Raw genomic sequence first — 23,381 nt, 5'->3', positions numbered from 1 at the left:
GGGCCCGGCTAAACGAACCATCGCTCAGGAAGTGTTAATCGATCTCCATCGTCGATTGGAGGGATTACCTGCGCGTTGTAAAGAACGCCGTGATGTCGTGGAACAGGCTGCTCAATTGTACGGAGTCTCCGAAAGCACGTTATATCGTTATCTGCGAACTTTGTATCAACCTAAACCTGTCAGGCGTAGCGACTTAGGCAAACCTCGGATCATGGCATCGGGTCAGATGGAGCGGTACTGTGAAATTATTGCGGCCCTGAAGATCCGTACCCTCAATAAGAACGGCAGACACATATCAACGCTAGGGGCGATCCAGTTGTTGGAAACCTCAGGCATAGACTCCGATTATGGTTTTATAAAGTTGACACCCGGGCAGTTGAATAAAGCCACAGTGAACCGCTATTTACAGCAATGGAATTTCACCCTCAAAAGTGTCTTGAAAGATTCGCCTGCGGTCAGGTTTCAGGCCAAACACAGTAATGACTGTTGGCAGTTTGATTTAAGTCCATCAGATCTCAAGCATCTGCAGGAGCCCATTTGGTACGACAAACAGCGCGGGCGGCCTCTATTGATGCTCTATAGCGTGGTAGATGACCGAAGTGGCGCATGTTATCAGGAGTATCGCAATGTGTATGGTGAGGATGCCGCCAGTGCACTGTTGTTTCTCTTTAATGCTATGACGGCTAAGGCAGATCCTGAGTTTCCATTTCGAGGATTGCCGGACATGATTTATATGGACAATGGCCCGATAGCGAAAAGCCGAGTCTTTCGAAATGTTATGGCCTACCTTGGGATTGAGATAAAAATCCATGAACCGGCGAGTAAAACCAATCGACGCAAAACCGCTCGGTCGAAAGGAAAAGTTGAACGGGCATTTCGCACCGTCAAAGAATGCCACGAAGTCCTGTATCACCTACGTGAACCCAAGAATGAAGAAGACGCGAATAACAAGCTGTTGGAATACTTGAAGCAATACAACGACCACCGACATCGGCACGAAGAACACTCCAGGATGGAAGATTGGCAACAGAACCTGTCAGCCAAGGGCATCAGGGAAATGTGTTCGTGGGAGCGTTTCTGTGCTTTTGCCAGAGAGCCGGAGCAACGTACGGTCGGAGTGGATGCCCGCATTCCGGTGGACGGTACCGTTTATGAAATTCATCCCGATTTAGCCGCTGAGCGCGTGGTGTTGTGGTGGGGCCTATTTGATGACGAGCTTTTTGTTGAACATGAATCGCAGCGCTATGGGCCTTACTACCCCGTGAGTGGGCCAGTGCCATTGTATCGCTACCGAAAGTTCAAGAAAACCCGGGCCGAAAAAACACTGGATAAGCTAGAAGCACTGGCAAAATCTTTGGCGTTAAGAGATGAAGGCGATCCTGAAGGCCAGCGCATTATTAAAGATATGATGAAAACGGTTGGGGTGCTGCCAGTGACACCCTTTGTCGATCCTGATCCCTTCAATGAACTCACCTTTCCCAGCATCCTCAAAGGAAAGGTTGCGATTGCCGCCTATCTGGGGAAGCCGTTAGCCCTGTTACCGCAAGCAGACAAAGACGTTATCGATGCCATATTGGACGAGACCCTTGATAAGACAGTTGTTATGGCCAGAGTGAAAGACTACTTCTATCCAAAAGAGGACAGCAACCATGCAACTTGAAGCAATGGAACATTACGGCCTGACAAAATCATTTAGTCACGCTGATTTTTTTGAAACCGAAAACCAACGCCGAATTTTCAGTCAACTAAAGAAAATGATCCCAGAGGGTCAGCTGATCGCGCTATCCGGCGTTGTCGGCAGTGGTAAAACAACCACGCTGTCTAGACTGCAGGAGCAATTGGTCAAAGAGAAAAAAGTGATTGTGGCTAAGTCATTGTCGGTAGAGAAAAACAAAGCCAACTTGAGCACCTTGATCACGGCACTTTTTTATGATGTCAGTAATGATAAAAACTATCGGGTACCAAAACAGGGGGAAAAACGTGAGCGAGAACTCAGAGACCTGATCCAAGATGCGAAGAAGCCGGTCGTCTTGTTTGTGGATGAAGCTCATGATCTGCATCACCGCACCTTAACGGGGCTAAAACGATTGATGGAAGTGATCCGTGATGGTGGTGGAAAGCTGTCGATTATCCTCGCTGGCCATCCAAAACTTCGAAATGATCTCAAAGGGCCGACAATGGAAGAGGTCGGATACCGAACCACCCTCATATCCCTCGATAGCCTACAAGGTAGTTTACGGGAGTATGTGTTGTGGCTGTTAGACAACTGCAGCAGTGACAAAGTGAAGCCAACCGACATTCTGGAAGAACAGGCCATTGATTACCTGGCTGAACGACTGACTACACCGCTGCAAATTGAGCAACATCTGACGATGGCACTGATGGAGGGGTTTACCACTGGCACCAAACCTATCACGGTCGAAATTTTAGAAGCCACCCTATCCAAGCGTATCGATGATATTGAGCCCCGGCTCATTCGGCACGGGTACTCAGATAAAGTGTTGGTAGAACAGTTCAATTACAAGCTTGCAGAGGTTCGGCGATTTTTCAAAGGCGAATTGGATGCCAATAGAGCGAAAGACATTACCCAGGATTTAAGAGAAGCAGGCCTACCGATATAAGGCAGAGATGTTACGTCAATGATAGAAGATGTTCATCGAAGCACATATCAACCAAGGTACTGAAGCCTGTGGCTTGAAACCACGGCAAGGCTGTTTGAGCAGAATACGATGACTAGGGATGTCCTAGCCCAGCTCAAGGTTTTTATTGGCAATTAATGTGAGTCCGGCAAGATGAATGCAAGCCCGTTGTTAGTTAATCTGCGCCCATTGGCAGTTAATCTGAGTCGGCGATCCCGCTTATTGTCAATTAATGTGAGCCCAGTTTGACGGATGTAATCGCGCCGAAGGGATTATGTGTGCAAGCTGCTACACTTAGGTAGTTGACTAAAAAACTTGCTGAGCGTGCTCTTGAAGCCGAGATGGAACTGCATCTTGGTTATGCCAAACATGATGCGGCAGGTTTTAACACCGGTAACTCCCGCAACGGTAAAAGCCGTAAATCAGTGCGCAGCATTCACGGCGACATTGAGCTTGAAACACCGCGAGACCGTAATGGCAGCTTCAAGCCAAAACTGATTAAGAAAGGCGAGAAACAGCTCGGTGGCTTTGATGAGCGAATAGTCTTGCTTTACGCCAGAGGCATGTCTACCCGTGATATCCAAGCCCACTTTGAAGAAACCTATGGTGTTGAAGTCTCGCCGACGTTTATCTCTCTGGTCACCAATGCCGTATTGGATGAGGTCAAAGCCTAGCAACTGCGGCCATTATCACCGGTATACCCGATAGTGTATTTGGACTGTTTGGTCGTGCGTAGCCGTGATTCTGGCAGCATCCAGAACAAATCCGTCTACCTTGCCCTTGGTGTGAACACCGATGGTGAGAAAGAGCTGCTGGGCTTATGGATAGCACAAACCGAAGACGCTAAGTTCTGGCTGTCGGTGATGAACGAGCTGAAAAACCGCGGTGTAGAAGATATCTTCATCGCCTGTGTTGATGGACTAAAGGGCTTCCCCGATGCGATAGAAGCGGTTTACCCTAAAACGCAGGTACAGCTATGCATTGTGCATCAAATCCGCAACAGCCTGCGGTTTGTCAGTAGGAAAGAGCGTAAAGCCGTTGCAGCAGATCTTAAAACGATTCATGGCGCAGCCACGTTGCAGCAAGCCGAACTGGCGCTGGAGCAATTTGCAAAGATGTGGGATAAGCAGCATCCAAGCATTAGCAAATCTTGGCGTGAAAACTGGACCAGGCTTAGCGTGTTCTTCAACTATCCCCCGGAAATCCGCAAGGTGATTTACACCACCAACGCCATCGAATCACTCAATGCCAGCCTACGTCAGGTGACCAAGACCAGACGGTCATTTCCGAGCGATGACGCGGTGCTGAAGTTACTGTATCTGGCTTTACACCAGATTGCTAAAAAGTGGACAATGCCATTACGAGATTGGAAGCCTGCCATGACGCAGTTTATGATCATGTACAGTGACCGTGTGTCGTTATGATCAACAGCCACTTACACAGAAAATTTTATAGTCTCAGTACTGACGATTCTTGTTCATAACTGAAAAACTGCCGTTTGGCTTTGAAATAGCCCAGTTGCAATACTAAATGGGCTGCCACAGAAAACGTTCGGGTATTGTCGAATAGTTCGCGCTCTTTAGCACTTAAGTCAAAATATAATCGACGATCATCATCTGAGAAATGAGGTAATCCAAACAGTTCATCTATTTCATCAGTTGACAAAATAGATAGCCGCCGAACGTCATTTTTCATGGTGCCCCCCTATTTCACTACATCAAATAATTTCCCGCTCCGCGAGATGTGCAAGTGGAACCATACTTTTATGTAAGATCCCAAATACAACGAATTGATGCTCATGTTGGATGTAATAGATGACATGACTTGAATAAGGGAAGCTAAACACATTCATGCGTACCTCGGGTCTATTTTTCCCAAGGGTGGGTGTTTCAGCCAGCAGCTGAATCGTTTGTCTAAGTCCGGATAAATATGTCTTCGACTGAGTCGTTCCCCATTGGGCTAACGTAAAGCGGTGAATACCTATCAGATCAGATTGTGCATCGGGCGTTAAATGATAAGTTACCGGCATTAGTCATACTGCCCTGCGGCCAGCTCATCAAAAAAGGTATTACCATCAACCAAATTGTCCATTTTGATGTCAGTCATGGCTTTCACCGCTTTGGATTGAAGCAAATGTAATTTTAGTGTCTCGATACTTTGGTATGCATCAGCTGAAATAACAACGGCCACAGGCTTGCCATTTTTATTAATTTGGATTGGAGCTTGTTGAGCTTTGAGCAACAAATCTCCAAAGTGAATTTTTGCTTCATTGGCTGAAAGAGTGTTCATTTATCACCTTTAAACGAATCGTTCGATTCGCTCAATTTACACCAGTTGGGCGATAAAAGTCAAAAATGCACATTATCAAAATGTATACTATTTGATAGCTCTGGTTATTGCCTATCAAAACTACTATCATAAGTGTATTATCAAAACCTTTAAAGAGATATGGTAATTTATGTCCAAAGTTGGTTATGCTCGAGTGAGTTCCACGGGTCAAAGCTTAGAAGTGCAACTGGGCAAGTTACATCGAGCTGAGTGCAATAAGATATATCAAGAAAAACGTAGTGGGAGGACGGCTGAACGGTCTGAATTTCAATCTTGCATGAGTTATTTACGTGAAGGGGATACCCTAGTGGTAACCCGACTCGATCGTCTTGCTCGCTCAGTCGTCCACTTAGCCCAGATTGCTTCGCGTTTTCAAAGTGAAGGTATTGATTTGCTCGTTATCGATCAGAACATCGATACGAGCACTTCGACAGGGCGACTCATGTTCAATATGTTGGCAGCTATTGCTGAGTTTGAAAATGACTTGCGGACAGAGAGACAAGCTGAAGGTATCGCAAAAGCACATGAAAATGGAGTTAAATTTGGTAGGCCTGTAAAACTTACAGACACCTTAAAACAAGCTATTTATGATAAAAGAGCTGAGGGGGCCACTATTGGTCAGCTTGCCAAGGAGTATCACCTTGGAGAAGCTTCTATTTATCGGGCTATAAATTCAGTTAAGCAATCAATTGTTTCCCCTACTCGATAGATATTAAAGAGCTGCGAGATTATGGAAAATACTAAGCGCCAAATCCCTATTGTTATAGATACCGAGCGTAATGAGCCCATTTGGGTTGAATCATTAAGTTGGATCTATGAGCAGCATGAACTACAAGAAATACGTCAAGCCAACATAAAACACCATCGTTTCGTCTGCCAAAACTGTAAACAACTGGTGTATCTTCATGCAAAACGAGATGACGATAGCCGGCACGGGCATCAATATTACTTTAGTCATCCAGAAGGGAGCGATTGCGATTGGAAGTCTGATAGTAAATCTCGTGCGGAAATTTACGCTGGAGTAAGTGAGGGAGATAAACATTGGCAAATGAAAGAGCTACTCGCTAAGACGCTTATTAACCTCCCCAATTGGGAAGTGGTGGATGTCGATACACAGTTTGTTTTTAGCCTAGACAAGCTCAAACGTGCAAAACCCGATCTCCATGCTCGTTATCTAGGTACAGATGTTGCGTTTGAAATCCAACTTCGTAGTGAATCCCCAAAAGTCATCCTTGACCGACAACATTTCTATCAGGAAAAAGAATGGCCATTGATTTGGCTAAGTGCCGAGAATGAAGATCAGATCCTTGATATTTTTGATAAAGAAAGAATTGCGGTAAAACAAGTCCAGAAGGATATTGCCTTTTGTAACCGAGGGAACTGGTTCATTTTCAATAAATTCTTAGCTTCCCAATCACTCGAAAAAAAACAGCTTACGATATTAACGAAAGTGTGGGAACCCAGCTTAGCTGGTAAAAAGATTTATTATGATTGGTGCCAATATAGTGTTACCTACGACCAACTCACCCATCACGATGGTGAAACTTTTTATAGGGACTTTTACGCTTTAGATCGTGCGCTAAAAGCTGATTTGGTTGAACAAGGGAAGTTAAGAGTTTTAGCAAATATTGACCATTTCAAAAACCAAGAATACCGCGATTGGAGCCAATTTTTAGTTGCTGCCAAGATATGCTGGCCAACTCTCGATATGAGCAGCGATGCTGATTGGCTGCATTCTGTGTTTAAAGAAGACTATTATCGACGTGTACTGCAAGTAAAAAGCACTGTGCTAACTATCATTCGATATTACTCATCAGACATGCCTAGTTCATATAAGCGTTGGGAACAATTTGCACTAAAGTTGAGTCATTTATACTTTGGTTTCCACAAAAATATGAGCTTAAGTGTGCTCGAAAAAATTATGTTAATCCTTGGGTATGATCTTTCAACTAAGCTGGGTAGAAGACAAAAATCCTATGCGCGAGCTGTTCATAACTTTTTCGACTATGAAGCATTTAAACCATACCAAGCACTTTGCTTACGTGCTATCGAACTTAGCGAACATAAAGAAGAGCTTATACATACACCTAATGTACTGGCACGATTAAACGATCCTATGAAAAAATCTATCGAAATAAATTCAAGTTTAGATGATTTTCTAGAATGGTTTGCTTCTGCTCCTATCTGTGAGCAAAGAGGGTTGTAGCGTAGTTTTGCTAACTTTACATTTTTGGCGCGTTGGGCAAATTTAGCCTATATAGGCAATTCAGGAAGTTAACCAAAACGAAGGGCGGTTTTGCTAACGAGAACAGTTTACTCAAGCTGCTTTACGCGGGTATATTGAAGGCCTCTGAGCGCTGGACCCATCCCATCCAAAACTGGAATTTGACGCTATCACAGCTCTCAATCCATTTTGAGGGGCGCTTAGAAAACCATATCGATCTGTGAAATTAACCTAACACAGAATTATGAACAGCCTCTGTCAACCAGCTCTCGGTGAACGGTCATCTAATAAATGCCTCGCCTAAAAATACTATTTATAGAATAAAAATTAATTTCAGGCTTCTGAGCTTTCAACGCTGACATAACTAATTTTTCAACTTGTTCCCAAGTCAACAAATCTGCATGCGAAGGAGAAAAAATATCATGACCAAAACCTCTAAGTTTAGGTAAATTCATCCAAATTAAATCCTCATTCGTTATCCCAAATGAATGATAAAAACGGATAAGATCAGCATCATAGCATTCATCAACTTTCCCACAAATACTACACAAGCCTTTATCTGATAGAAAATAATTATCAATGGGTATACAATTATCACAGACGTTTGGATTAAACATTTAAATCACACCCTATCCAATTTAACAGCAATTCAAGCTGTTAGTTACCATACATATAAAACACATCTATATTCCTTGATAATCAAAAAGACGACAACAGTTCTTGAACAAAAATTTAATATTTAATACCTTCACGTATCGCATGAGGAAAATTAATCATACTTTTATGTAACAAGCAAAGAGATATAAAAGCGCAATCATTTTGTAATATTTTTATATAAGTCGTTGTATTTATTCTCAATGAATGCATCAATGTTTTTCAAACTTAAAAATCAAGAATTTAATCTTTAAGTTTTGCAACACAGCCCCTTATGTGCCATTCCTGTTTTTGAATATTTTATTGAGATGACACAGCATTATGAAAACTACCATGATCATCTATGAATAACATACTTCATAATAAATATATTATTCAATATAGTAATATATTTTATTTGTATTTAAACCTGTTCCAACATTTATTGTGCCAGTATTTTCATTATTTTCATCTTTTTCACCTTTTCCAACACCAATAATATAGATATAGGGATCTTTACCCGTTTCAGGGGCTGGGATCACAATTTGCGGAGTGTCAGGAACTCTTTCTCCAAGTTCGTAATATAATTGAGAAAAAGATCTGGTTCCTTTATGTAAATCAAATGCATAAAGTTTACCAACACCAGAAACCAAACAAACGTTATCAGCAACAGAATCAGCTGGCGGTGAATAGGAGGTAAAATATACTTTTCCTTGAATAATAATTGCTGCTGCCAAACTTTTTTCTCCGATCCCAGAGAAACGATAAAACCAACCAAATTTAGTCCCAAAATTAATATTATCCGTCCTTGATATAGGTATTTTTGATGTAACATCATATAACTTATCAATAGTTATAGTAGAAGGCACATTACTTCCAGCAAAAGTCTTAGTGACGACGTTACGATCTTGAAGCATAAAAAACATATCATTAACGTTAGTGCTTAAAGGATTTGGCCTCATTCCACTGCCTATAGCGATAGCATCATAGGGAACATTTTGGGATGTTTTCGTTGTTACAGTTTTCGTTCCGGTTGTCACCGATACTTCGGACAAATTGGTAAACATTGTTTGCGCAACCACGGGTTCTGCAAAGAAGCGTCTATTATCGCTATTGGAACCGCCCAATGAAGCAAACTTAAAAGCGGTCCACGTACTTGAACTTGCTGTAGGTAAATCCATACGCCATATATTGCCAGTAACATCAGAAGCATAGATACGGTCAGTATAACCATCATTGTTACTATCTAATATAGCCACTGAATTAGGAATGCTGCCTTGGATACCAGGAAGCACTGTTGCCCCACTAGCCGAACCGCCAAAAGAATGGATCAGTGTTCCATTTTGTGCATCAACAATATAAATAGCGCGACCTCGTGGTGAAGAGCTTGGCGCCGCATCAAAGCTCACGTCATAACCACCACCAAAAATTAATACTGGTTTATCGTAACCCACGATTTTAGTCACTATAGGTTTAGACCATGTCTGACCTAGATCAGCAAAACCATCACTAGAAGGATTAATAGTCCACATAAGAGAGGGGCTATCAGGATTAGACACATCTAGAGCATAATAAGATGATCCACCACGTCGCATACCTACAAAAACCCAAGCCTTGTTTACTTTACCAGTAGAATCAGTTTCGGTATAAGCAACGGGAGATGAATCCATTCCATATACAGAGTGGACTCCTGATGGGACATTTTTTCTAAGCTCTATTAGATTTGGTAAAAGTTCATAAGGTATAAATCCCCATACTTCAGATACCGACTCACCAGCATCTTTGAACATATGTAAAACGCCTTGGTTTGTACCCAAAATAATTCGAATGTCTGTGGTTGTTTTATTGCCAAAATTTAATGCTAGAGGCTTCGAATGTAAGGGATCGCCCATTACATCACTGCGTTTGTCTGTTGTACTACCGTTTTTATTGTCATCATCAACATCAATACCTTTAAGCCAATCTAAAGTATTAGCCACTTCATCAATGTCGGTTCTCATGAAGGTCGCTAATGCTTGCTCTCCTCCAGCAGCACTTTGGGCATTTAATAATGTAAGTGGCGACAAACTACTCGTCCCCCCAAAATTACTTAAAATGGTGCGATTCAACTGACTTCTAATTTGCGCAGCTGCACCACCAACCTCAACTTTATTACCATCTTTTTGAGTTGTACAATCAGTCCAAATCGTGCAGGCAGTCTCTTTAATATTACCATTATCAGCTATGGCTGCATTACCCTGACCATCAACTAAAGTGCCATCAGCTGTTACTCTTAGTTTCTTAAGATTTCCACTCCATCGTGGCCCTTTGCCTGGTAAGAACATCGCATAATAAGCGGCATCAAAGGTCTGAGTTCTATCAAAGTTATTACTAGCAATACTGGGAGATGTAAAACTGGAGTCTATATTTAAAATATTAGATAAGGCGTCATTAAGTGCATTTTGTAGCTCTAAGCTATTCTGTGCAGCAAAATATAATCCACCGCCACGTTTAGCCGTTTCAGCTAATAATGGCGCAGCATCATCAGCACCTTTACTAAAACCAATAGTATAAGTCCGTACATTTTGCATTTGCTCAGTATTTGAACTATCAGGTTTGTTAATCAAATCATTATTAAACATATAACTTGCTAATGCAGGTAAATAACTTGGTGTATTTAATCCTTGCGAAAAATATGAATAATCTCCACTTTTATTTGCAGAGGCTGTCAAGTTAATAATACGATTATTTGCGTTTGTATCTTCTGTTGGCGAGCCATCGGTAACATAAATCACATAGGCAATATCAGTACAAACTTTAAATGGGCTAACGTAAGTACCATTAGTTTCTACCGAATTATCATATGGAGGACGATTGCCTACATAAGAGCCATAATCGGTATCCGCGTGTCCAAAAACGACACCTTTACCGGCAAAATAACGATAGGCTTCATACATAGTCTCACACAAAGGTGTATTTGTTTTAGCAGGCAAACCATCAATAGTTGAGAGTAAACTGGCTCGGGAGGTATCCGTCATTTGAGTAATACCAGAAACAATCCTGCCTCCATCCCGATTACCCTCATTAGGGTAATTGTAATTAAAAACAGCCAATCCAAAATCAACAGTTGGTGTAGATCTAATAATGTTAGAAATCGCTTTCTTCGCGATATCTATCCTAGGAACTTTTATAGTTGGTAATCTTCCTTCTTTTGATAACCAATACCATCTCAAATAGTTGTCTGTATAAAAAGTGACGGGTTGACCAACACCAAAGCCGGTATTCTTGGCGGCAGCTAACGCATTAGCCCAAGTAGTTCCAGGTGATGAAGAAGTATTATATGGAAACGCTTTCTTATTTTTACCTGAACCTGTCGTTAATCCATTAGCAGGGAAACCGTTAGAGTAAGAAGATGAGTTTTGAGGATCAACTGTTGAGATATCTTCCCAACAATCAACCACCTTAATATTACTGCCATCAGTCTCAGAAAGTTCTTTCCACACACCTGTTGTTCCACTTGAAGTGAACTCGCGAATATAACCGGTAAAACGTCCATACTGAGATAAAGCCGTTTTACTTTGATTACAAGCATTTATATTAGCATTAAAATATCGCCTATCAGAACTCTTATCCGGATTTGGTAATATTCCACCACCAATAGTGTAATAAATTCGAGTATCATTATTACCAGAACTATTGATAGATGGATATTTATAATTAGGGTCGTAGTCAATTACTTGAGTAATTTCTTCAGTAGACATACTTCCAGAGTTATCAAAAATAACCAAGACTTTAGGTCTAGCACCTGTACGTATAGACGATTCTTTTACATATAATTCTGTATCATCGCCAAACGATGAGATTGACGTTGAAGCCAATGCAAGCAATGTACAAAAAGTGAGTTTTTTGATTAGCATATCTTAACTCCCTGTTAAAACTTCTTGCTCTACACCTGCGACAACGGTGAGCTGCCCCAAGTTATCGCGACCAAAATTAGCTGTACTACTAATTTCTACCCGCCGACAACTGATGATATTACCGCTAGTTGGCCTAGTGCTCCGTTGACAACCAACATCTTTTGAACCAATAACCACATTACCACTGCTATCCAGTTCAAATGGGATTGGTGTTAAAGTCTGTTTTGCACCGAACTCTGTTCTTGTGGTCACATTGGCTAAAGTTGCTAAATTAGGCCCCCGGTTAGCAGCTATCGCAGCTTCTAGGCCACCATCAGCAATTGATTTTGCTTCGATTCGTTCAGACCCCGCTCCAGACATACGCATAGATTGGGTTGAATTGACGGCCAACGCGACACCAATAATTGTCATCAAAAGCAACACAATAAGTGCGAAAAATAGTACTATACCTTTCTGCTTTTTCATCTCTTTGCCCTCTAATTCCGAATTAACACAGGATTGGCAAGCACCATCGTTGTTGAAACCACTTTTCGTCTAAAATGGTCGTTTAATCCTTTTATTTCCTTGTCACCTAAAGTGTAAGTCGTATCATTTTTATAGTTTTTATCTTCATCGATTGCCCTAACTAATAAATAAACTCTGACAGCAACTAAACGTTGAAATAATTCGTTATCCCACATTAGAGGGATTACATTTTCTGCTGGCATAAAACTATCTGCAGTATCATCACCATCATTATCAAAACCATAGAGAATACGCATATTCTCAATGCCTTCGACTAATTGTTCTTCATTGTTCATACCATTGTTTTTATTTAAAGTTTTACGTCTTAATACCGGTACAGAACCATCATTCTTTATAAAATAAACATGATGTTGATATTCCCAAAATCGAGCATTTTCAAGCGCAGGATTTGGGGGATTGCCGCCTTTAAACAGCACGGCTTGGCTCGAGGTCGCCGCCATATAATAACGCTCACCGTTTGGATTGGTGACAAGCGGTCCAACCAACCTTTTTATTTGGATCACATCGGTGTTGGCATTCACTCCATTAATCCCATTCAAACAACTCAAACTCTCAACACTTTTACCAGCTTCATATCCCCATAACCGCCTAAAATGCGCAGGTTCCGTATTTGGTAATGTACCGTTGTTAACACCAGCACCGATACAGTCATTTGCAATGCCATCCCTTAAGGTCATATTGGTGCCTAGCACAAAGTCGGTTCCAGTGATATCGCCCATAAAACCAAGCTGGGTAATATCCTTTTCCATAAGGGCAAGAGCTATGCGGCCATTCTCTTGCAGTTGATTGAATTGGCTGGTCGTCACAACATTAGAAGATGACATACTAAACATGGCAAAAAGCCCAAGCGTTAGAAACAGTCCGATAAGCATCGAAACCATTAACTCAACTAAAGACATCCCCTTCTGACAATTTTTCATCTATTCACTAACCTAAATAATCACTGTAGATAATACAAAAATACGCCTACGCAAACCAAGATCATCCTTACCGCATTCATTGTCCGAGTAAGTCGTTCCAGCGCCCTCACGAATACCTCTCCACGCCACGGCAACAGTGACTGTATTACCATCAATATCAATACAAGCCGTTGGAGAATCTAACCCTCCAATATTCTGCCCACCAACAGTTTCAGCTGCTCCGATAAAACTTTGCTCCCATTGATAAAGATCCCAAGCTTGAGTTTCGACAGGTGAACACAAACTGACTGCGCCAACTGCAACATCACACCCTTTACTCGGTTTACTTAACCTCCCAGTATAGTCACCGCTATAATTGGTTAATCGGGTTCGATTAAGCTTCATCCGGTTAATGATGTCATTAGCATAGTATGAAGCTTGAGTTTGCTGAAAAGACTCAAAGCTTCCACGTTTAGCAACAATATGTAGATTAAAAATACCAATCAAACCAATTACAAGGATAACTAATGCAACAAGTACTTCAATTAATGAGAAGCCTTGTTGAAATCTCTGATATGTTAATTGTTTTAATTTACATATACTTTTTTTATAATCTATACACTCATTGAACGCAGACAATAAATACAATTTAACTCTCGCAGTACCATGTGAATAGTTAGTTGAATAACTAGTTACTATGTAATCTTATATTGATTTAGTTTGAATCTGTTCAGAACTTTGTGTCAAGCAAATATAACGGAACGGCGTATCGTTATTCATAATTCTGTGCCTGATTAATTTTACAAATCAATATGAATAGTCACAATTTCACTAGATAACTTTGAGCTTAATTAAAATACTGGCGTTTAAACTCTAATGGTGATAGGCCATGATTGGAACTATGCTGCTGTTTAGGGTTATAAAACATCTCAATATAGTTAGAATATCAAATTTTGCCGCTTCTCTTGTCGAATAGATCTTCCGCTTGGTCGGCTCACGTTTTTTGGTCTGATCCAATACTTTTGGACACCACGCTAAGTGTACTGGTCAACCCAAACTAGACACTTTTACTTGAGAATTTTCAAACTCTACAGGTGACAGATCGTCATTAGCAGAATGCAGCCGCTCCAAGTTGTAATATTTCATGTAAGCCGTCACATCTTGCTTCATAAACTCCCTTGTTGGTTGATTAACTTTAAAAATCCAATCGTGTTTTAAGCTGCCAAAGAATCGCTCAACAACGGCATTATCCCAACACGCTCCCACATCACCCATGCAGGCTCGGATACCATAGCTCACTAGCAGCCTACCGAATTGCTTACTGGTATATTGCGAGCCTCGGTCACTGTGAAATACCAGCCCTCTCGCTGGTTTTAGGCTTTTATTAATGCCTTAGATATCAAATCTGTGGTCATGCGTTTATCTATGTGCAATCCCACAATCCGGCGTGAATATAAATCCATCACCACTGCCAAATACATCCAGCCTTCATTCGTCTTTAAATAGGTCACGTCACCCGCCCAAACCTGATTAGCCGATACTGGATTAAAGTTCATGTTTAACAGATTATCAGCCACTGCATCTGAGTGTTTGCGCTGCGTAGTCACCTTGTAAGCGCGTCGCTGGGTTGCTTTAAGTCGAAGGCGGTGCATAATTTTACGAACGAGATAGCGACCAACCTGGTAGCCTTCCTTGCGCAATTTCTTCACCATTGCACGATTTCCTAAGCTGCCTCGACTTTGCTTAAATAGCTGTCGAACAAGGTGATAAAGCTTCAGTGTTTCAAGGCTTATCACGTTTGCAGGGCGTTTATGCCAATCGTAATAATCTGATTTACTTACACTCATTACTCGACATAACAGTGCTATGTAGTGGTCAACTAAATTTGGCCACAGCTTTAGAATCTTCCCAAAATCTTCGCTCTGATTCATTTGGGCTCAATCCTGCATTGTAATGATGTGGCCTGACTTCACAGTAATAACCAATGATGTAGTCAGTCACATCTTGTTTGGCTTCCCTAAAACTCATATAGCCTTGTGTCGGGAGCCATTCCGTTTTTAAACTTCTGAAAAACCGCTCCATTGGCGCATTGACGCTCCTATGTCAAGCCAATCTCGCTAGATCTTTCAGGATTAGCGGGAATAGCTCTCTCGCTATATAACGCTTTAAGTTACGAGCTATTTCTTTGGTTGATAACCCTTCAGCTGTTCGTCGAGCAATATAGTCTTTCGTTCTGGGATCACTGCGCATTCTTACCATCGCGACAGTCCAGAGTGCGTTATTAGCACTGCGACAGCCTCCACGATTTAATCTATGACGAGTAGTTTTTCCTGATGAAGCTGGAATTGGGTTAACACCACACAATGCAGCAAATGATGACTCCTTCTTTAGTCGGTTAGCGTTGTCTCCCGCTGTAACCAGGAGTGTTGCTGCTACATTCACACCGACTCCAAACCTTGATACAAGGCTCTGAGCCGTATTCAACGTTAGCCTTTTTAAAGCCTGATCAAGTGTTTTTACTTGATCATTTAGGAAGCTCCAACGTTGTGCCAACAACACAAGTGAGATCATTAATGGCTCGCAGCTATCGGAGCATTGATCTAAACATGCAGACGCGCAGGCACTCGGCTTTGGTAGATACAGGGATTGCTTGAGCTCATCAGGGCCTGAAACAAGAAGCGCTCGAATTTGGTTCATTGCCTGAGTCCTTGCTTTTACAGCACTATTTCGACAAATCAGTAGGCTCCGCAATGACTCAACTGGCCCTGAATGGCTTTTCGGAATAACTTTTGCCTCACCAGACAATACGCTTCTAGCCGCATTCTCTGAATCCATACCGTCTGTTTTGCCTTTCAGCCGCCTCTTCATTCTATTTGGCCGCATAACTTCATACACACTAACGCCGTTCTTGATCAAGTATTTTGTCAGTGCAGCGCCATAGCTTCCTGTACCTTCGATGCCAGCTTTTTGTATATACCCATAAGACTTACACCATGCCAAAAGTTCACGATAGCCCGAAAGCTTGGCACTAAATTCTTTATTTTTAACAACTTGCCCTAGTTCATTGATAAGTGTTGCGACATGAAGTTCCAAGTGAGTATCTACACCCAAATACAATTTATAGCGAGGATCATTATTGTTCATGAGCCATTCTCCTGTCTGAATCGCTCAGCAGGACGGGACACTGGAGGTGCAATACAAAGCTCCTATTAGGTCACAACTGAGTCGATAGAATTGAACAGACTCTTTGAACGACAGGTCAACACAAAGACATTTCAGCCAATCCCAGCACGGGTCAGTACAAACAGTCTGTATTTAAATTCTAACCTCAGTATCCCAGCAGTTACCACGACGACTCATACTCTGGGTGATTTGATATTTCCACAGCCGCTGACGGTATTTCAGGCTGGTATAATGGCAACCTTGATCTGAATGAAATATCAGGTTTTTAGGCTTACCACGAGATTCAAAGGCCATATCTAAGGCCTTCACCGTTAACTCAGTATCCGGTGAAAATGACATCGCCCAACCAATGGCTTTTCTCGAAAATAAATCCAGCACAACCGCTAAATAACACCAACGATTACCAGCCCAAATATACGTCACATCGCCACACCAAACGGTGTTTGGTTCGACAACTGCAAATTGTCTCTTGAGTAAATTAGGGATGGTCACATGCTCATTTTCAGCCCTTTTATAGCGGTGCTTGGGTTGTTGGCAGCTCACTAACCCAAGCTTTTTCATTAACCGAGTAGCCCTATAACGACTTAACGTAAAGCCTCGTTCAGAGGCGATTGTGGCAATACTTCTCGCACCCGCAGACTGTTTGCTTTCAGCATGTATCGCTTTGATTTCACATTCTAAAAATCGCTGATCTGGTGTTACACAAAGCTCGCGGCTTATCCAATAACGGTAACTGCTCCGGTTCACGTTGAATACATGGCATAACACTGAAATAGGGTATTTGTTGCTCTGATTGAGTTTCTCGATTATCGAGAATTGTTCAGCGAGTCCGACATCAATAGAGCGGTAGCCTTTTTTAGGATTTCTTTCTCGAGATTAATTCGTTCAATTTCGCGTTTTAGCGCCCTGATTTCAATCTGCTCAGGTGTCATGGGGGAGGCTTTAGGAGCAAGCCCTTGGCGCTCAACCTGAAGCTGTGTTACCCACTTACTGACCGTCGATTTCCCCACGTTCATGGCTTTTGCAGCCGCTTCTTGTGTGTAACCTTGATCAACGACTAATTGAGCTGTTTCGAGCTTAATGGCTGCGCTATATCGAGCACGTTTACTTTTATTCATGTTATCACCTAAATGGGTTATGAGTGAGATCATAACATTTCTTATTAGGTGGCCAAATTCAGTGTGCCACTACACTATGGGAAACAGGTGAGATTGCAGTTTGATGAAACGAAATTTTACTTCATTTGTTTCGCAAAGAAGGCGCTGGCCTCGGCGTGCCCCATGGGTATTTTTAGAATTTCTTTCTCCATTCGTAATTCTTTGTTGTCTTTACGTAATCGTTTTAGCTCATCACGCTCAGACTCTTCTAAGGTGACACCTTGTTTCAGGGCTTGGTGTTTTTCCTTCCAGTTGTAAAGCAAGCTCGTGCTAACTCCAAGAGACTTTGCCGCATCGGCAACACTATAACCTTGTTCTAGCACCATCAAGACAGCTTCATCTTTAAATGTCTGGGGATAACTCTTATGTGATTTCTTCAGACTCATATAGACCTCTTAATTTATTGACCATACTGTCTCAAAATTAAGTGTCCGATGGGATTAGACCAGAACAGAGGTCTTTTCCTTCTCGTAGCGCTTGAATGGCCGCATTGATATCAAAAATAGGAGTTGTCATTAATCATCTCTTTTGGGTATAGCTTAAAGAAATGACACAGAAATTTGTACACTACCATCCCTGCAGGGAAAGGCATTGCTAAGATTGATTTAGGCAACAACGTCCATATTCTGATAAGATCTGCAAGGACGGTTTTAATTCAATAGATTTAGGAAACAAAACCTCAAATAAGCGGTGTTGGCTTTCCAAAAAAATATCCTTGAGCCAAATCAATATTAAGATTTTTTATTATAGTCAGTTGGTTAGCATTCTCGACGCCTTCGGCTAAAACCATCCCCCCATATTTGTGCACATTTTCAACAAGTTGCGATATATCTTTTATTAAAGATTCATCGAAATTTAACTTGCTAATTATTTTAATACATAACTTTACCACATCAGGTTTAATTTCATTTACTAAAGATAAATCAAAGTAACCACAACCAACATCATCAAGCCAAAAGTCATATCCATAACACTTTAGCTTTTCTATGTGTTTATTTATAGGCTTCCAATCTTCAATATTTAAATGTTCTGTAAATTCTATCTTTATTTTATGAGGAAACTTATAATTGATGAGTATATTTTGTACCTCTTCATCAAGTAATAGAGTTGGCGTCAGGTTAATTGTGAAGCATCCATTTAAACTTGAGTTGCTAGCATTATTTAGATGTAAATTTATGGAAGCGATCTCGAGATTTCTTTGTAACCCCAGCTCCTTAGCAAAATAAAACAACTTATCAGCCGCATGTAGTCTTGAATTTACAGGGCCTCTAATTAAAAATTCATATCCAAAATTAGTACAACTCTTTAAATCTACAATTAATTGAACATAAGAAAATAAATGATTATTATTTAAAATTTTTTTAAACTCTATATTTTCAACAACTTTAAATTTAGACTGGTTATCTTTATCATTTATCATTTTTACACCTCAAAAAATATTAATAAATACATCCTTAACTATGACTTACCTGAGATAAATTTTGTTTACAACTAATTTCAACAAAAAGAACGTAAATTAAATATTTATATTCGTTGAATCCATTAATCATAAATAACACTTCAAATCATCACTGCATTTAAAGTCAAGTTATCCCTTGTATACATGATATTAACCACTGTTGTTAAATTTTCTAAACCACAAGTCAAAATTAACTAGCAAAAATCTGAAAAATAACAGTTTATTTTTATAACCAATTTATATCAAGAAGACTAAATTATGCCGTCTTAAACTGTTTTACATTCCGCTCTAAGGTTTTTGCTAAAACTTCAAGCTTCTGGCTTGCAATAGTAATTTTACTTGCTTGTTCCTCTGCTAGCGTTGCTGAATGAGTAATTTGGCTGAAGTTACTATTTATTTCTGAAGCTACAACTGACTGTTCTTCTGCAGCCGTTGCAATTTGGGTGTTCATATCACTTATTTTTGTGACAGATAAGTTGATTACACTTAGTGACTCACCCGCTGATTTTGCTTGTTTGACACTGATTTCAGCCTGAACTCTACCTTCATTCATTACTGAAACAGCACTCATTGAGTTACCTTGCATCTTTTCTATGACGGTTTGGACTTGTTTTGTGGATTCTTGAGTACGACGAGCAAGATTACGAACTTCGTCAGCAACAACAGCAAACCCACGACCTTGTTCACCAGCTCTTGCTGCTTCGATAGCTGCATTAAGAGCAAGTAAATTGGTTTGCTCTGCAATACTTTGAATAACTTCCAAGACTGAACCTATCTGACGACTATCTTCTGACAAATTATTTATAACAATGGCGGCTTCACTAACTTTCTCAGCAAGTTCATTAATGCTTGATTGAGTTTTGCCAACTTCATGTTGTCCTAAATTAAATTCATTCATTGCGGTTAGTGCTAATTCTGCGGCAGTAGTTGTGTGGTTTGCTACATCAGAAACAGTTGATGACATCTGGTTTATTGCTGTTGCACCTTGCTCAGTAGCTATCTTTTGGTTGTTAATTAATTTTTCGTTGTATTTTGCAGTCAGTAGTAATTCGTTTGATGCCATAAGTAATTCGGTGGCGGCATTCATTGAACTTTTAGTAATCCCCGACATATGCTCAGTTAAACCTTGAAGGGCACTTAAAATACTATCAGAAGAGTGAAATTTAACTTGAGTAGTAAGGTCTCCCGATGCGATTTCTTTTATCACCCAAGCGGCATACTCTAGCTCACCCCCAATAAGCCTCTTTAATCTATTAACCGTACTCATAGAGACAATAATGCCAATAATAACTGCGATTGTTGTGACAATAAGCATCGTCCATTGGAAACTATTTGTTTGCTCTCGTGCAGCAGAAACTTGATGCTGTATTACTACCTCTTGGTAGTCAATTAATTTATTAATCCGCTTCAGCCATTCGCTGTATGCTGGTGAAACTTTAGTAATCAAATAATTGGTTGCTTCGGCTTGACGACCATCATTGACCATACTGACTAAGTCATTTGTTAAAATCAACGTGATTTTTTCTATATCTTTGATTAACATTAACATTTTTTCTTCATCAGGACTATGAGTCGCCTTTGCGTACATATGATCTAATGTAATAGCCGCTTTCTGGTAAAACTCATTCAATTGGATAATGTCGTTTTGGAGTAATTTTGCGTTGTCGAGATCTTTGGTTAATACAATATCTCTTATAGTAATAGCTCTGTCATGAACGCTACCACGGAAATTGATAGCTTGACGTTGTTCGACGGCTGTTTGCTCAGATAATTGTGTTAAATTCTGTTCAGCAATACTGATCTTAAACAAACCAAAACATGTGATACCAATCATTATTAATAGTAATGTAGCAAAGCCAAAGTACAGACGTTTAATAATTTTCATTAATGACACCTTAAATATTAGAAATCTAAATAAATTCTTTAGCTAGAAACTACTATAATTTGACGAAATATTTGTGGATAAAAGAATGTTCTATCAAAACGACTATCACTTACTCATGCTGTAACTAGTATATACTCTTAAAGATGATTGGTGTAGGGCTTTGTTTCCTAAATCGGTTGAACTAAAGCAGTAGGCGCTGACCTGATCGACACAGTCTATCAACTAACCCCTCAACCGTGCCAAAACTTAGTTATAAAACAACCAACTGGAAGCAATACAATCAAGCTTTAATTAATCGTGGCTCACTTACCTTCTGGATTGATAAAGGCGCTATTGCCCATTGGAAAACCAATGCAGAGCAACCTAGGAAAGGTCGCCCTCGCGTGTTTAGCGACTTAGCCATTACCACTGCGCTGATGGTTAAACGTGTTTTCTCTATGCCACTGCGAGCGCTGCAAGGCTTCATTAACTCGGTGTTTAAATTGGGTGGCATTCCACTAATGTGTCCACATTACACTTGCATCAGTAAACGCGCAAAAACGGTCAATATTGCTTTTAAAATCAATACTCGTGGCATCATCGAGCACTTGGCAATTGACTCCACAGGCTTAAAGGTTTACGGTGAAGGTGAGTGAAAAATGAAGAAACATGGTACAGATGGCAAACGCCGAGTGTGGCGTAAACTACACATTGCCGTTGGTACACATACTCACGAGATCATAGGTACAGAATTCAGCTTATCAAATGTGACCGACGCTGAAGTCATGCCGAATTTGCTCAAACAAACCCATCGAAAAATCTGCAATATCTCAGTTGATGGTGCTTACGACACAAGAGCCTGTCATGATGCTGTTCGTAGAAAACGCGCTTTAGTGCTCATCTCGCCTCGGGAAGGTACAGCGCTCTGGAAACCAGGACATTCACGTAACTTAGCGGTCAGTTGGCAACAACTTCATGGTTCAAATAAACAATGGAAGAAGCGCTATGGGTATCATCGTCGGTCAATCTCAGAAACTGCCATGTATATCCCAGGCAAACTAACTTCATCCCACTGCCAATTGGTTCGCTATATGTTAATTTTCAATCCTACTCGCACTAGTATCATAAACTGCACCCTACACCAAATGAGGCAAAATGTTTATTCGAACCTACCTGCGCGCATCGACAGATGAACAAGATGCTAATCGAACCAGAAATGAGTTGGTTCAGTTTTAAGATAGTAAAAATGTTCGTATAGCTAGTTTTTATACCGAGACACAATCTGGGGCGAAAATTGAACGGCCTGAACTTGGGCGCTTGATCATGAACTCTCACCCAGGTGATGCTTTACTCATAGAAAAAGTCGATAGATTATCTCGCCTCCCCTTCGAGCAATGGTCAGTCCTAAAAAATAAGTTGGTAAAAGCCAATATTCATATTGTCGTTGTTGACCAACCAATGACACATGGGATCTTAAGTGGCACAGAAGAACACACCATGATCGCAAAAGTGCTGACGGAGTTCATGATTGATTTGGCCGCCGCAATGGCTAGAGATGATTACGAGATAAGAAGAAAGCGACAAGCGCAAGGCATCGAAAAGGCCAAAGCCTTAGGGAAATACCTTGGCCGTCAGCCTGACCATGGATTAAGGCAAAATATTCGGTTACTACTCGATGAAGGGAAAAGCTGGTCACAGGTGCAAAGTCTACTTAAATGCTGTCGTTCGACTATTGCTAAAACGGCCAAGTTGAGCGAGCTAAAAACTAATGAATCAAATCTCTAGAGAATTGATTCATTCTAAGGCAAAAAACAAGCTCCGTTGGACGGAAGATACGGGGCAAAATGGGTCTGTTTTAAGGCTAGCGTGAATAAGTCTGTCCTAGAGTGATTCAGATAGGGGTAATTCAAAGGCCCAAGAAGAGCCTTTGAATAATTTTAGTGAGCAGCAAGGGCTGCGTAGATTTTAGGATCTTGCTGAATAGTCGCAAGCACTTTAGCTGCTAATCCTGCAGGATTGCGGCGTTTACCTTCCCAACTTTTAACGGTGTCTACACTGACACCCATCGTGGCAGCAAATTCGGCCTGCGTCACTTTAAGCAGATCTTCACGGATTGACTTAACGTCGGCAACTTCATAACGAGTTACTCGAGCGGGCTTTTTGAGACCATGATGAATTTCTACCGCTTCTTCAAGGGAGGCTTGAAGTTCGTTAAATATACTCATTTGCTCTCTCCTTTAAGTGATTGAACGATTAGTTTTAATTTGGCCTTTTCTTCCGCAGTTAGGCTATCTTTAACTGCTTTTGGATAAGCGAGTACCAAGTAAATTTTATCTGCCAGAGCAAGGACATAGAGCACTCGTATACAGCCACTCTTCCCTTTGTTGCCTACAGCCATTCTAACCTTTCGTAGGCCACCTGTACCTTTGATAATATCGCCTTTATCCGGCTGAGCAATAAGCTCTGCTTGCAAATCCTTTAGTTCGTCATCTGTTGCAAGTTCCTTGATCTGTCTTGTAAAGATCGAGGTTTCGACAAACTCAATAGCATGGCTCACTAATTAAAATCCTTATA

16 protein-coding genes and 10 pseudogenes are annotated in these 23,381 nt (G+C 40.9%); 8 read left to right on the top strand and 18 right to left on the bottom strand.

The window, feature by feature from the left end:
• The first annotated feature begins 19 nt into the window (after positions 1 to 19).
• The 3 genes and pseudogenes from H9J30_RS19515 to H9J30_RS19505 all read left to right on the top strand — a co-directional run.
• Positions 20 to 1,660: a helix-turn-helix domain-containing protein gene (locus H9J30_RS19515; RefSeq protein WP_240132530.1), complete on the top strand. Its 1,641-nt coding sequence runs from the start codon at positions 20 to 22 to the stop codon at positions 1,658 to 1,660.
• Complete coding sequence (locus H9J30_RS19510) at positions 1,650 to 2,621, top strand: ExeA family protein (RefSeq protein ID WP_240132518.1); 972 nt, start codon at positions 1,650 to 1,652, stop codon at positions 2,619 to 2,621. The genes H9J30_RS19515 and H9J30_RS19510 overlap by 11 nt, the downstream gene beginning before the upstream one ends.
• A gap of 320 nt (positions 2,622 to 2,941) precedes the next feature.
• A pseudogene (locus H9J30_RS19505) lies at positions 2,942 to 4,063 on the top strand (IS256 family transposase); the annotation flags it as partial.
• A 34-nt stretch (positions 4,064 to 4,097) separates the two neighbouring features.
• Here H9J30_RS19505 and H9J30_RS19500 read toward each other — a convergent pair.
• The 3 genes and pseudogenes from H9J30_RS19500 to H9J30_RS19490 all read right to left on the bottom strand — a co-directional run.
• Positions 4,098 to 4,334, bottom strand: a pseudogene (locus tag H9J30_RS19500) (DUF4158 domain-containing protein); the annotation flags it as partial.
• Positions 4,335 to 4,356: 22 nt separating this feature from the next.
• Positions 4,357 to 4,668: a type II toxin-antitoxin system RelE/ParE family toxin gene (locus H9J30_RS19495; protein WP_011918375.1), complete on the bottom strand. Its 312-nt coding sequence runs from the start codon at positions 4,666 to 4,668 to the stop codon at positions 4,357 to 4,359.
• Positions 4,668 to 4,928: a type II toxin-antitoxin system Phd/YefM family antitoxin gene (locus H9J30_RS19490; RefSeq protein WP_240132516.1), complete on the bottom strand. Its 261-nt coding sequence runs from the start codon at positions 4,926 to 4,928 to the stop codon at positions 4,668 to 4,670. Before H9J30_RS19490 ends, H9J30_RS19495 begins: the two co-directional genes overlap by 1 nt.
• A 169-nt stretch (positions 4,929 to 5,097) precedes the next feature.
• On the opposite strand from H9J30_RS19490, the gene H9J30_RS19485 reads away from it, so the two are divergent.
• The 3 genes and pseudogenes from H9J30_RS19485 to H9J30_RS19475 all read left to right on the top strand — a co-directional run.
• The gene (locus H9J30_RS19485) at positions 5,098 to 5,676 is read left to right on the top strand and encodes a recombinase family protein (RefSeq protein ID WP_107881344.1); all 579 of its coding nucleotides are present in this window, start codon (positions 5,098 to 5,100) and stop codon (positions 5,674 to 5,676) included.
• A 21-nt stretch (positions 5,677 to 5,697) separates the two neighbouring features.
• On the top strand, positions 5,698 to 7,173 hold the full coding sequence (locus tag H9J30_RS19480; RefSeq protein ID WP_240132515.1) for a DUF6035 family protein: 1,476 nt from the start codon (positions 5,698 to 5,700) through the stop codon (positions 7,171 to 7,173).
• Between the two features lie 44 nt (positions 7,174 to 7,217).
• Positions 7,218 to 7,415 (top strand): annotated as a pseudogene (locus H9J30_RS19475) (IS256 family transposase); the annotation flags it as partial.
• Positions 7,416 to 7,475: 60 nt separating this feature from the next.
• Here the strand turns inward: H9J30_RS19475 and H9J30_RS19470 are convergent.
• From H9J30_RS19470 to H9J30_RS19410, 13 genes and pseudogenes are all read right to left on the bottom strand, one after another.
• Positions 7,476 to 7,808, bottom strand: a complete 333-nt coding sequence (locus tag H9J30_RS19470; RefSeq protein ID WP_240132514.1) for a hypothetical protein — start codon at positions 7,806 to 7,808, stop codon at positions 7,476 to 7,478.
• 408 nt (positions 7,809 to 8,216) lie between these two features.
• Positions 8,217 to 11,720, bottom strand: a complete 3,504-nt coding sequence (locus H9J30_RS19465) for a pilus assembly protein (RefSeq protein ID WP_240132513.1) — start codon at positions 11,718 to 11,720, stop codon at positions 8,217 to 8,219.
• 3 nt (positions 11,721 to 11,723) lie between these two features.
• Positions 11,724 to 12,185 carry a pilus assembly PilX family protein gene (locus H9J30_RS19460; protein WP_240132512.1) on the bottom strand — a complete coding sequence of 154 codons (462 nt, stop codon included), beginning with the start codon at positions 12,183 to 12,185 and terminating at the stop codon, positions 11,724 to 11,726.
• Between the two features lie 11 nt (positions 12,186 to 12,196).
• Complete coding sequence (locus H9J30_RS19455) at positions 12,197 to 13,165, bottom strand: PilW family protein (RefSeq protein WP_240132511.1); 969 nt, start codon at positions 13,163 to 13,165, stop codon at positions 12,197 to 12,199.
• A gap of 12 nt (positions 13,166 to 13,177) precedes the next feature.
• Positions 13,178 to 13,744, bottom strand: a complete 567-nt coding sequence (gene pilV, locus H9J30_RS19450; RefSeq protein WP_240132529.1) for a type IV pilus modification protein PilV — start codon at positions 13,742 to 13,744, stop codon at positions 13,178 to 13,180.
• Between the two features lie 247 nt (positions 13,745 to 13,991).
• Positions 13,992 to 14,155 (bottom strand): annotated as a pseudogene (locus H9J30_RS19445) (IS3 family transposase); the annotation flags it as partial.
• Between the two features lie 36 nt (positions 14,156 to 14,191).
• A pseudogene (locus H9J30_RS19440) lies at positions 14,192 to 15,012 on the bottom strand (IS3 family transposase); the annotation flags it as partial.
• Positions 15,013 to 15,019: 7 nt separating this feature from the next.
• Positions 15,020 to 15,235: pseudogene (locus tag H9J30_RS19435) on the bottom strand (IS3 family transposase); the annotation flags it as partial.
• A 12-nt stretch (positions 15,236 to 15,247) separates the two neighbouring features.
• Positions 15,248 to 16,288 carry an IS110 family RNA-guided transposase gene (locus tag H9J30_RS19430; protein ID WP_240132510.1) on the bottom strand — a complete coding sequence of 347 codons (1,041 nt, stop codon included), beginning with the start codon at positions 16,286 to 16,288 and terminating at the stop codon, positions 15,248 to 15,250.
• A gap of 189 nt (positions 16,289 to 16,477) precedes the next feature.
• A pseudogene (locus H9J30_RS19425) lies at positions 16,478 to 17,445 on the bottom strand (IS3 family transposase); the annotation flags it as partial.
• A gap of 75 nt (positions 17,446 to 17,520) precedes the next feature.
• Positions 17,521 to 17,870 (bottom strand): annotated as a pseudogene (locus H9J30_RS19420) (transposase); the annotation flags it as partial.
• Positions 17,871 to 18,163: 293 nt separating this feature from the next.
• Positions 18,164 to 18,904 (bottom strand): EAL domain-containing protein, encoded by a 741-nt coding sequence (locus tag H9J30_RS19415; protein ID WP_240132509.1) that lies wholly within the window; start codon positions 18,902 to 18,904, stop codon positions 18,164 to 18,166.
• 295 nt (positions 18,905 to 19,199) lie between these two features.
• Positions 19,200 to 20,828: a methyl-accepting chemotaxis protein gene (locus H9J30_RS19410; protein ID WP_240132508.1), complete on the bottom strand. Its 1,629-nt coding sequence runs from the start codon at positions 20,826 to 20,828 to the stop codon at positions 19,200 to 19,202.
• Positions 20,829 to 21,064: 236 nt separating this feature from the next.
• Between H9J30_RS19410 and H9J30_RS19405 the strand changes: the two are divergent.
• Both H9J30_RS19405 and H9J30_RS19400 read left to right on the top strand, forming a co-directional pair.
• Positions 21,065 to 21,898: pseudogene (locus H9J30_RS19405) on the top strand (IS5 family transposase); the annotation flags it as partial.
• A 64-nt stretch (positions 21,899 to 21,962) separates the two neighbouring features.
• Positions 21,963 to 22,592, top strand: a pseudogene (locus H9J30_RS19400) (recombinase family protein).
• A 152-nt stretch (positions 22,593 to 22,744) separates the two neighbouring features.
• On the opposite strand, the gene nadS reads toward H9J30_RS19400, so the two are convergent.
• Both nadS and H9J30_RS19390 read right to left on the bottom strand, forming a co-directional pair.
• A complete protein-coding gene (nadS, locus tag H9J30_RS19395; RefSeq protein ID WP_011074394.1) occupies positions 22,745 to 23,032 on the bottom strand; it encodes a NadS family protein in 288 nt (95 codons plus the stop codon).
• Positions 23,029 to 23,364, bottom strand: coding sequence for a type II toxin-antitoxin system RelE/ParE family toxin (locus H9J30_RS19390; RefSeq protein ID WP_427915940.1), 336 nt, complete (start codon positions 23,362 to 23,364; stop codon positions 23,029 to 23,031). Before H9J30_RS19390 ends, nadS begins: the two co-directional genes overlap by 4 nt.
• Positions 23,365 to 23,381: the final 17 nt, after the last annotated feature.

The organism is Shewanella cutis (assembly GCF_022410515.1).
GTDB classification, from domain to species: Bacteria; Pseudomonadota; Gammaproteobacteria; order Enterobacterales; family Shewanellaceae; genus Shewanella; species Shewanella cutis.
This window is presented reverse-complemented; position numbering and strand designations above follow the sequence as displayed.

Bases quoted from the DNA above. Each gene is read 5' to 3' on its own strand.
- nadS (WP_011074394.1), bottom strand. From the start codon at position 23,032: ATGAGTATATTTAACGAACTTCAAGCCTCCCTTGAAGAAGCGGTAGAA.
- H9J30_RS19510 (WP_240132518.1), top strand. From the start codon at position 1,650: ATGCAACTTGAAGCAATGGAACATTACGGCCTGACAAAATCATTTAGT.
- H9J30_RS19430 (WP_240132510.1), bottom strand. From the start codon at position 16,288: ATGAACAATAATGATCCTCGCTATAAATTGTATTTGGGTGTAGATACT.
- H9J30_RS19470 (WP_240132514.1), bottom strand. From the start codon at position 7,808: ATGTTTAATCCAAACGTCTGTGATAATTGTATACCCATTGATAATTAT.
- H9J30_RS19495 (WP_011918375.1), bottom strand. From the start codon at position 4,668: ATGCCGGTAACTTATCATTTAACGCCCGATGCACAATCTGATCTGATA.
- H9J30_RS19460 (WP_240132512.1), bottom strand. From the start codon at position 12,185: ATGAAAAAGCAGAAAGGTATAGTACTATTTTTCGCACTTATTGTGTTG.
- H9J30_RS19465 (WP_240132513.1), bottom strand. From the start codon at position 11,720: ATGCTAATCAAAAAACTCACTTTTTGTACATTGCTTGCATTGGCTTCA.
- H9J30_RS19490 (WP_240132516.1), bottom strand. From the start codon at position 4,928: ATGAACACTCTTTCAGCCAATGAAGCAAAAATTCACTTTGGAGATTTG.
- H9J30_RS19455 (WP_240132511.1), bottom strand. From the start codon at position 13,165: ATGAAAAATTGTCAGAAGGGGATGTCTTTAGTTGAGTTAATGGTTTCG.
- H9J30_RS19480 (WP_240132515.1), top strand. From the start codon at position 5,698: ATGGAAAATACTAAGCGCCAAATCCCTATTGTTATAGATACCGAGCGT.
- H9J30_RS19485 (WP_107881344.1), top strand. From the start codon at position 5,098: ATGTCCAAAGTTGGTTATGCTCGAGTGAGTTCCACGGGTCAAAGCTTA.
- H9J30_RS19415 (WP_240132509.1), bottom strand. From the start codon at position 18,904: ATGATAAATGATAAAGATAACCAGTCTAAATTTAAAGTTGTTGAAAAT.
- H9J30_RS19410 (WP_240132508.1), bottom strand. From the start codon at position 20,828: ATGAAAATTATTAAACGTCTGTACTTTGGCTTTGCTACATTACTATTA.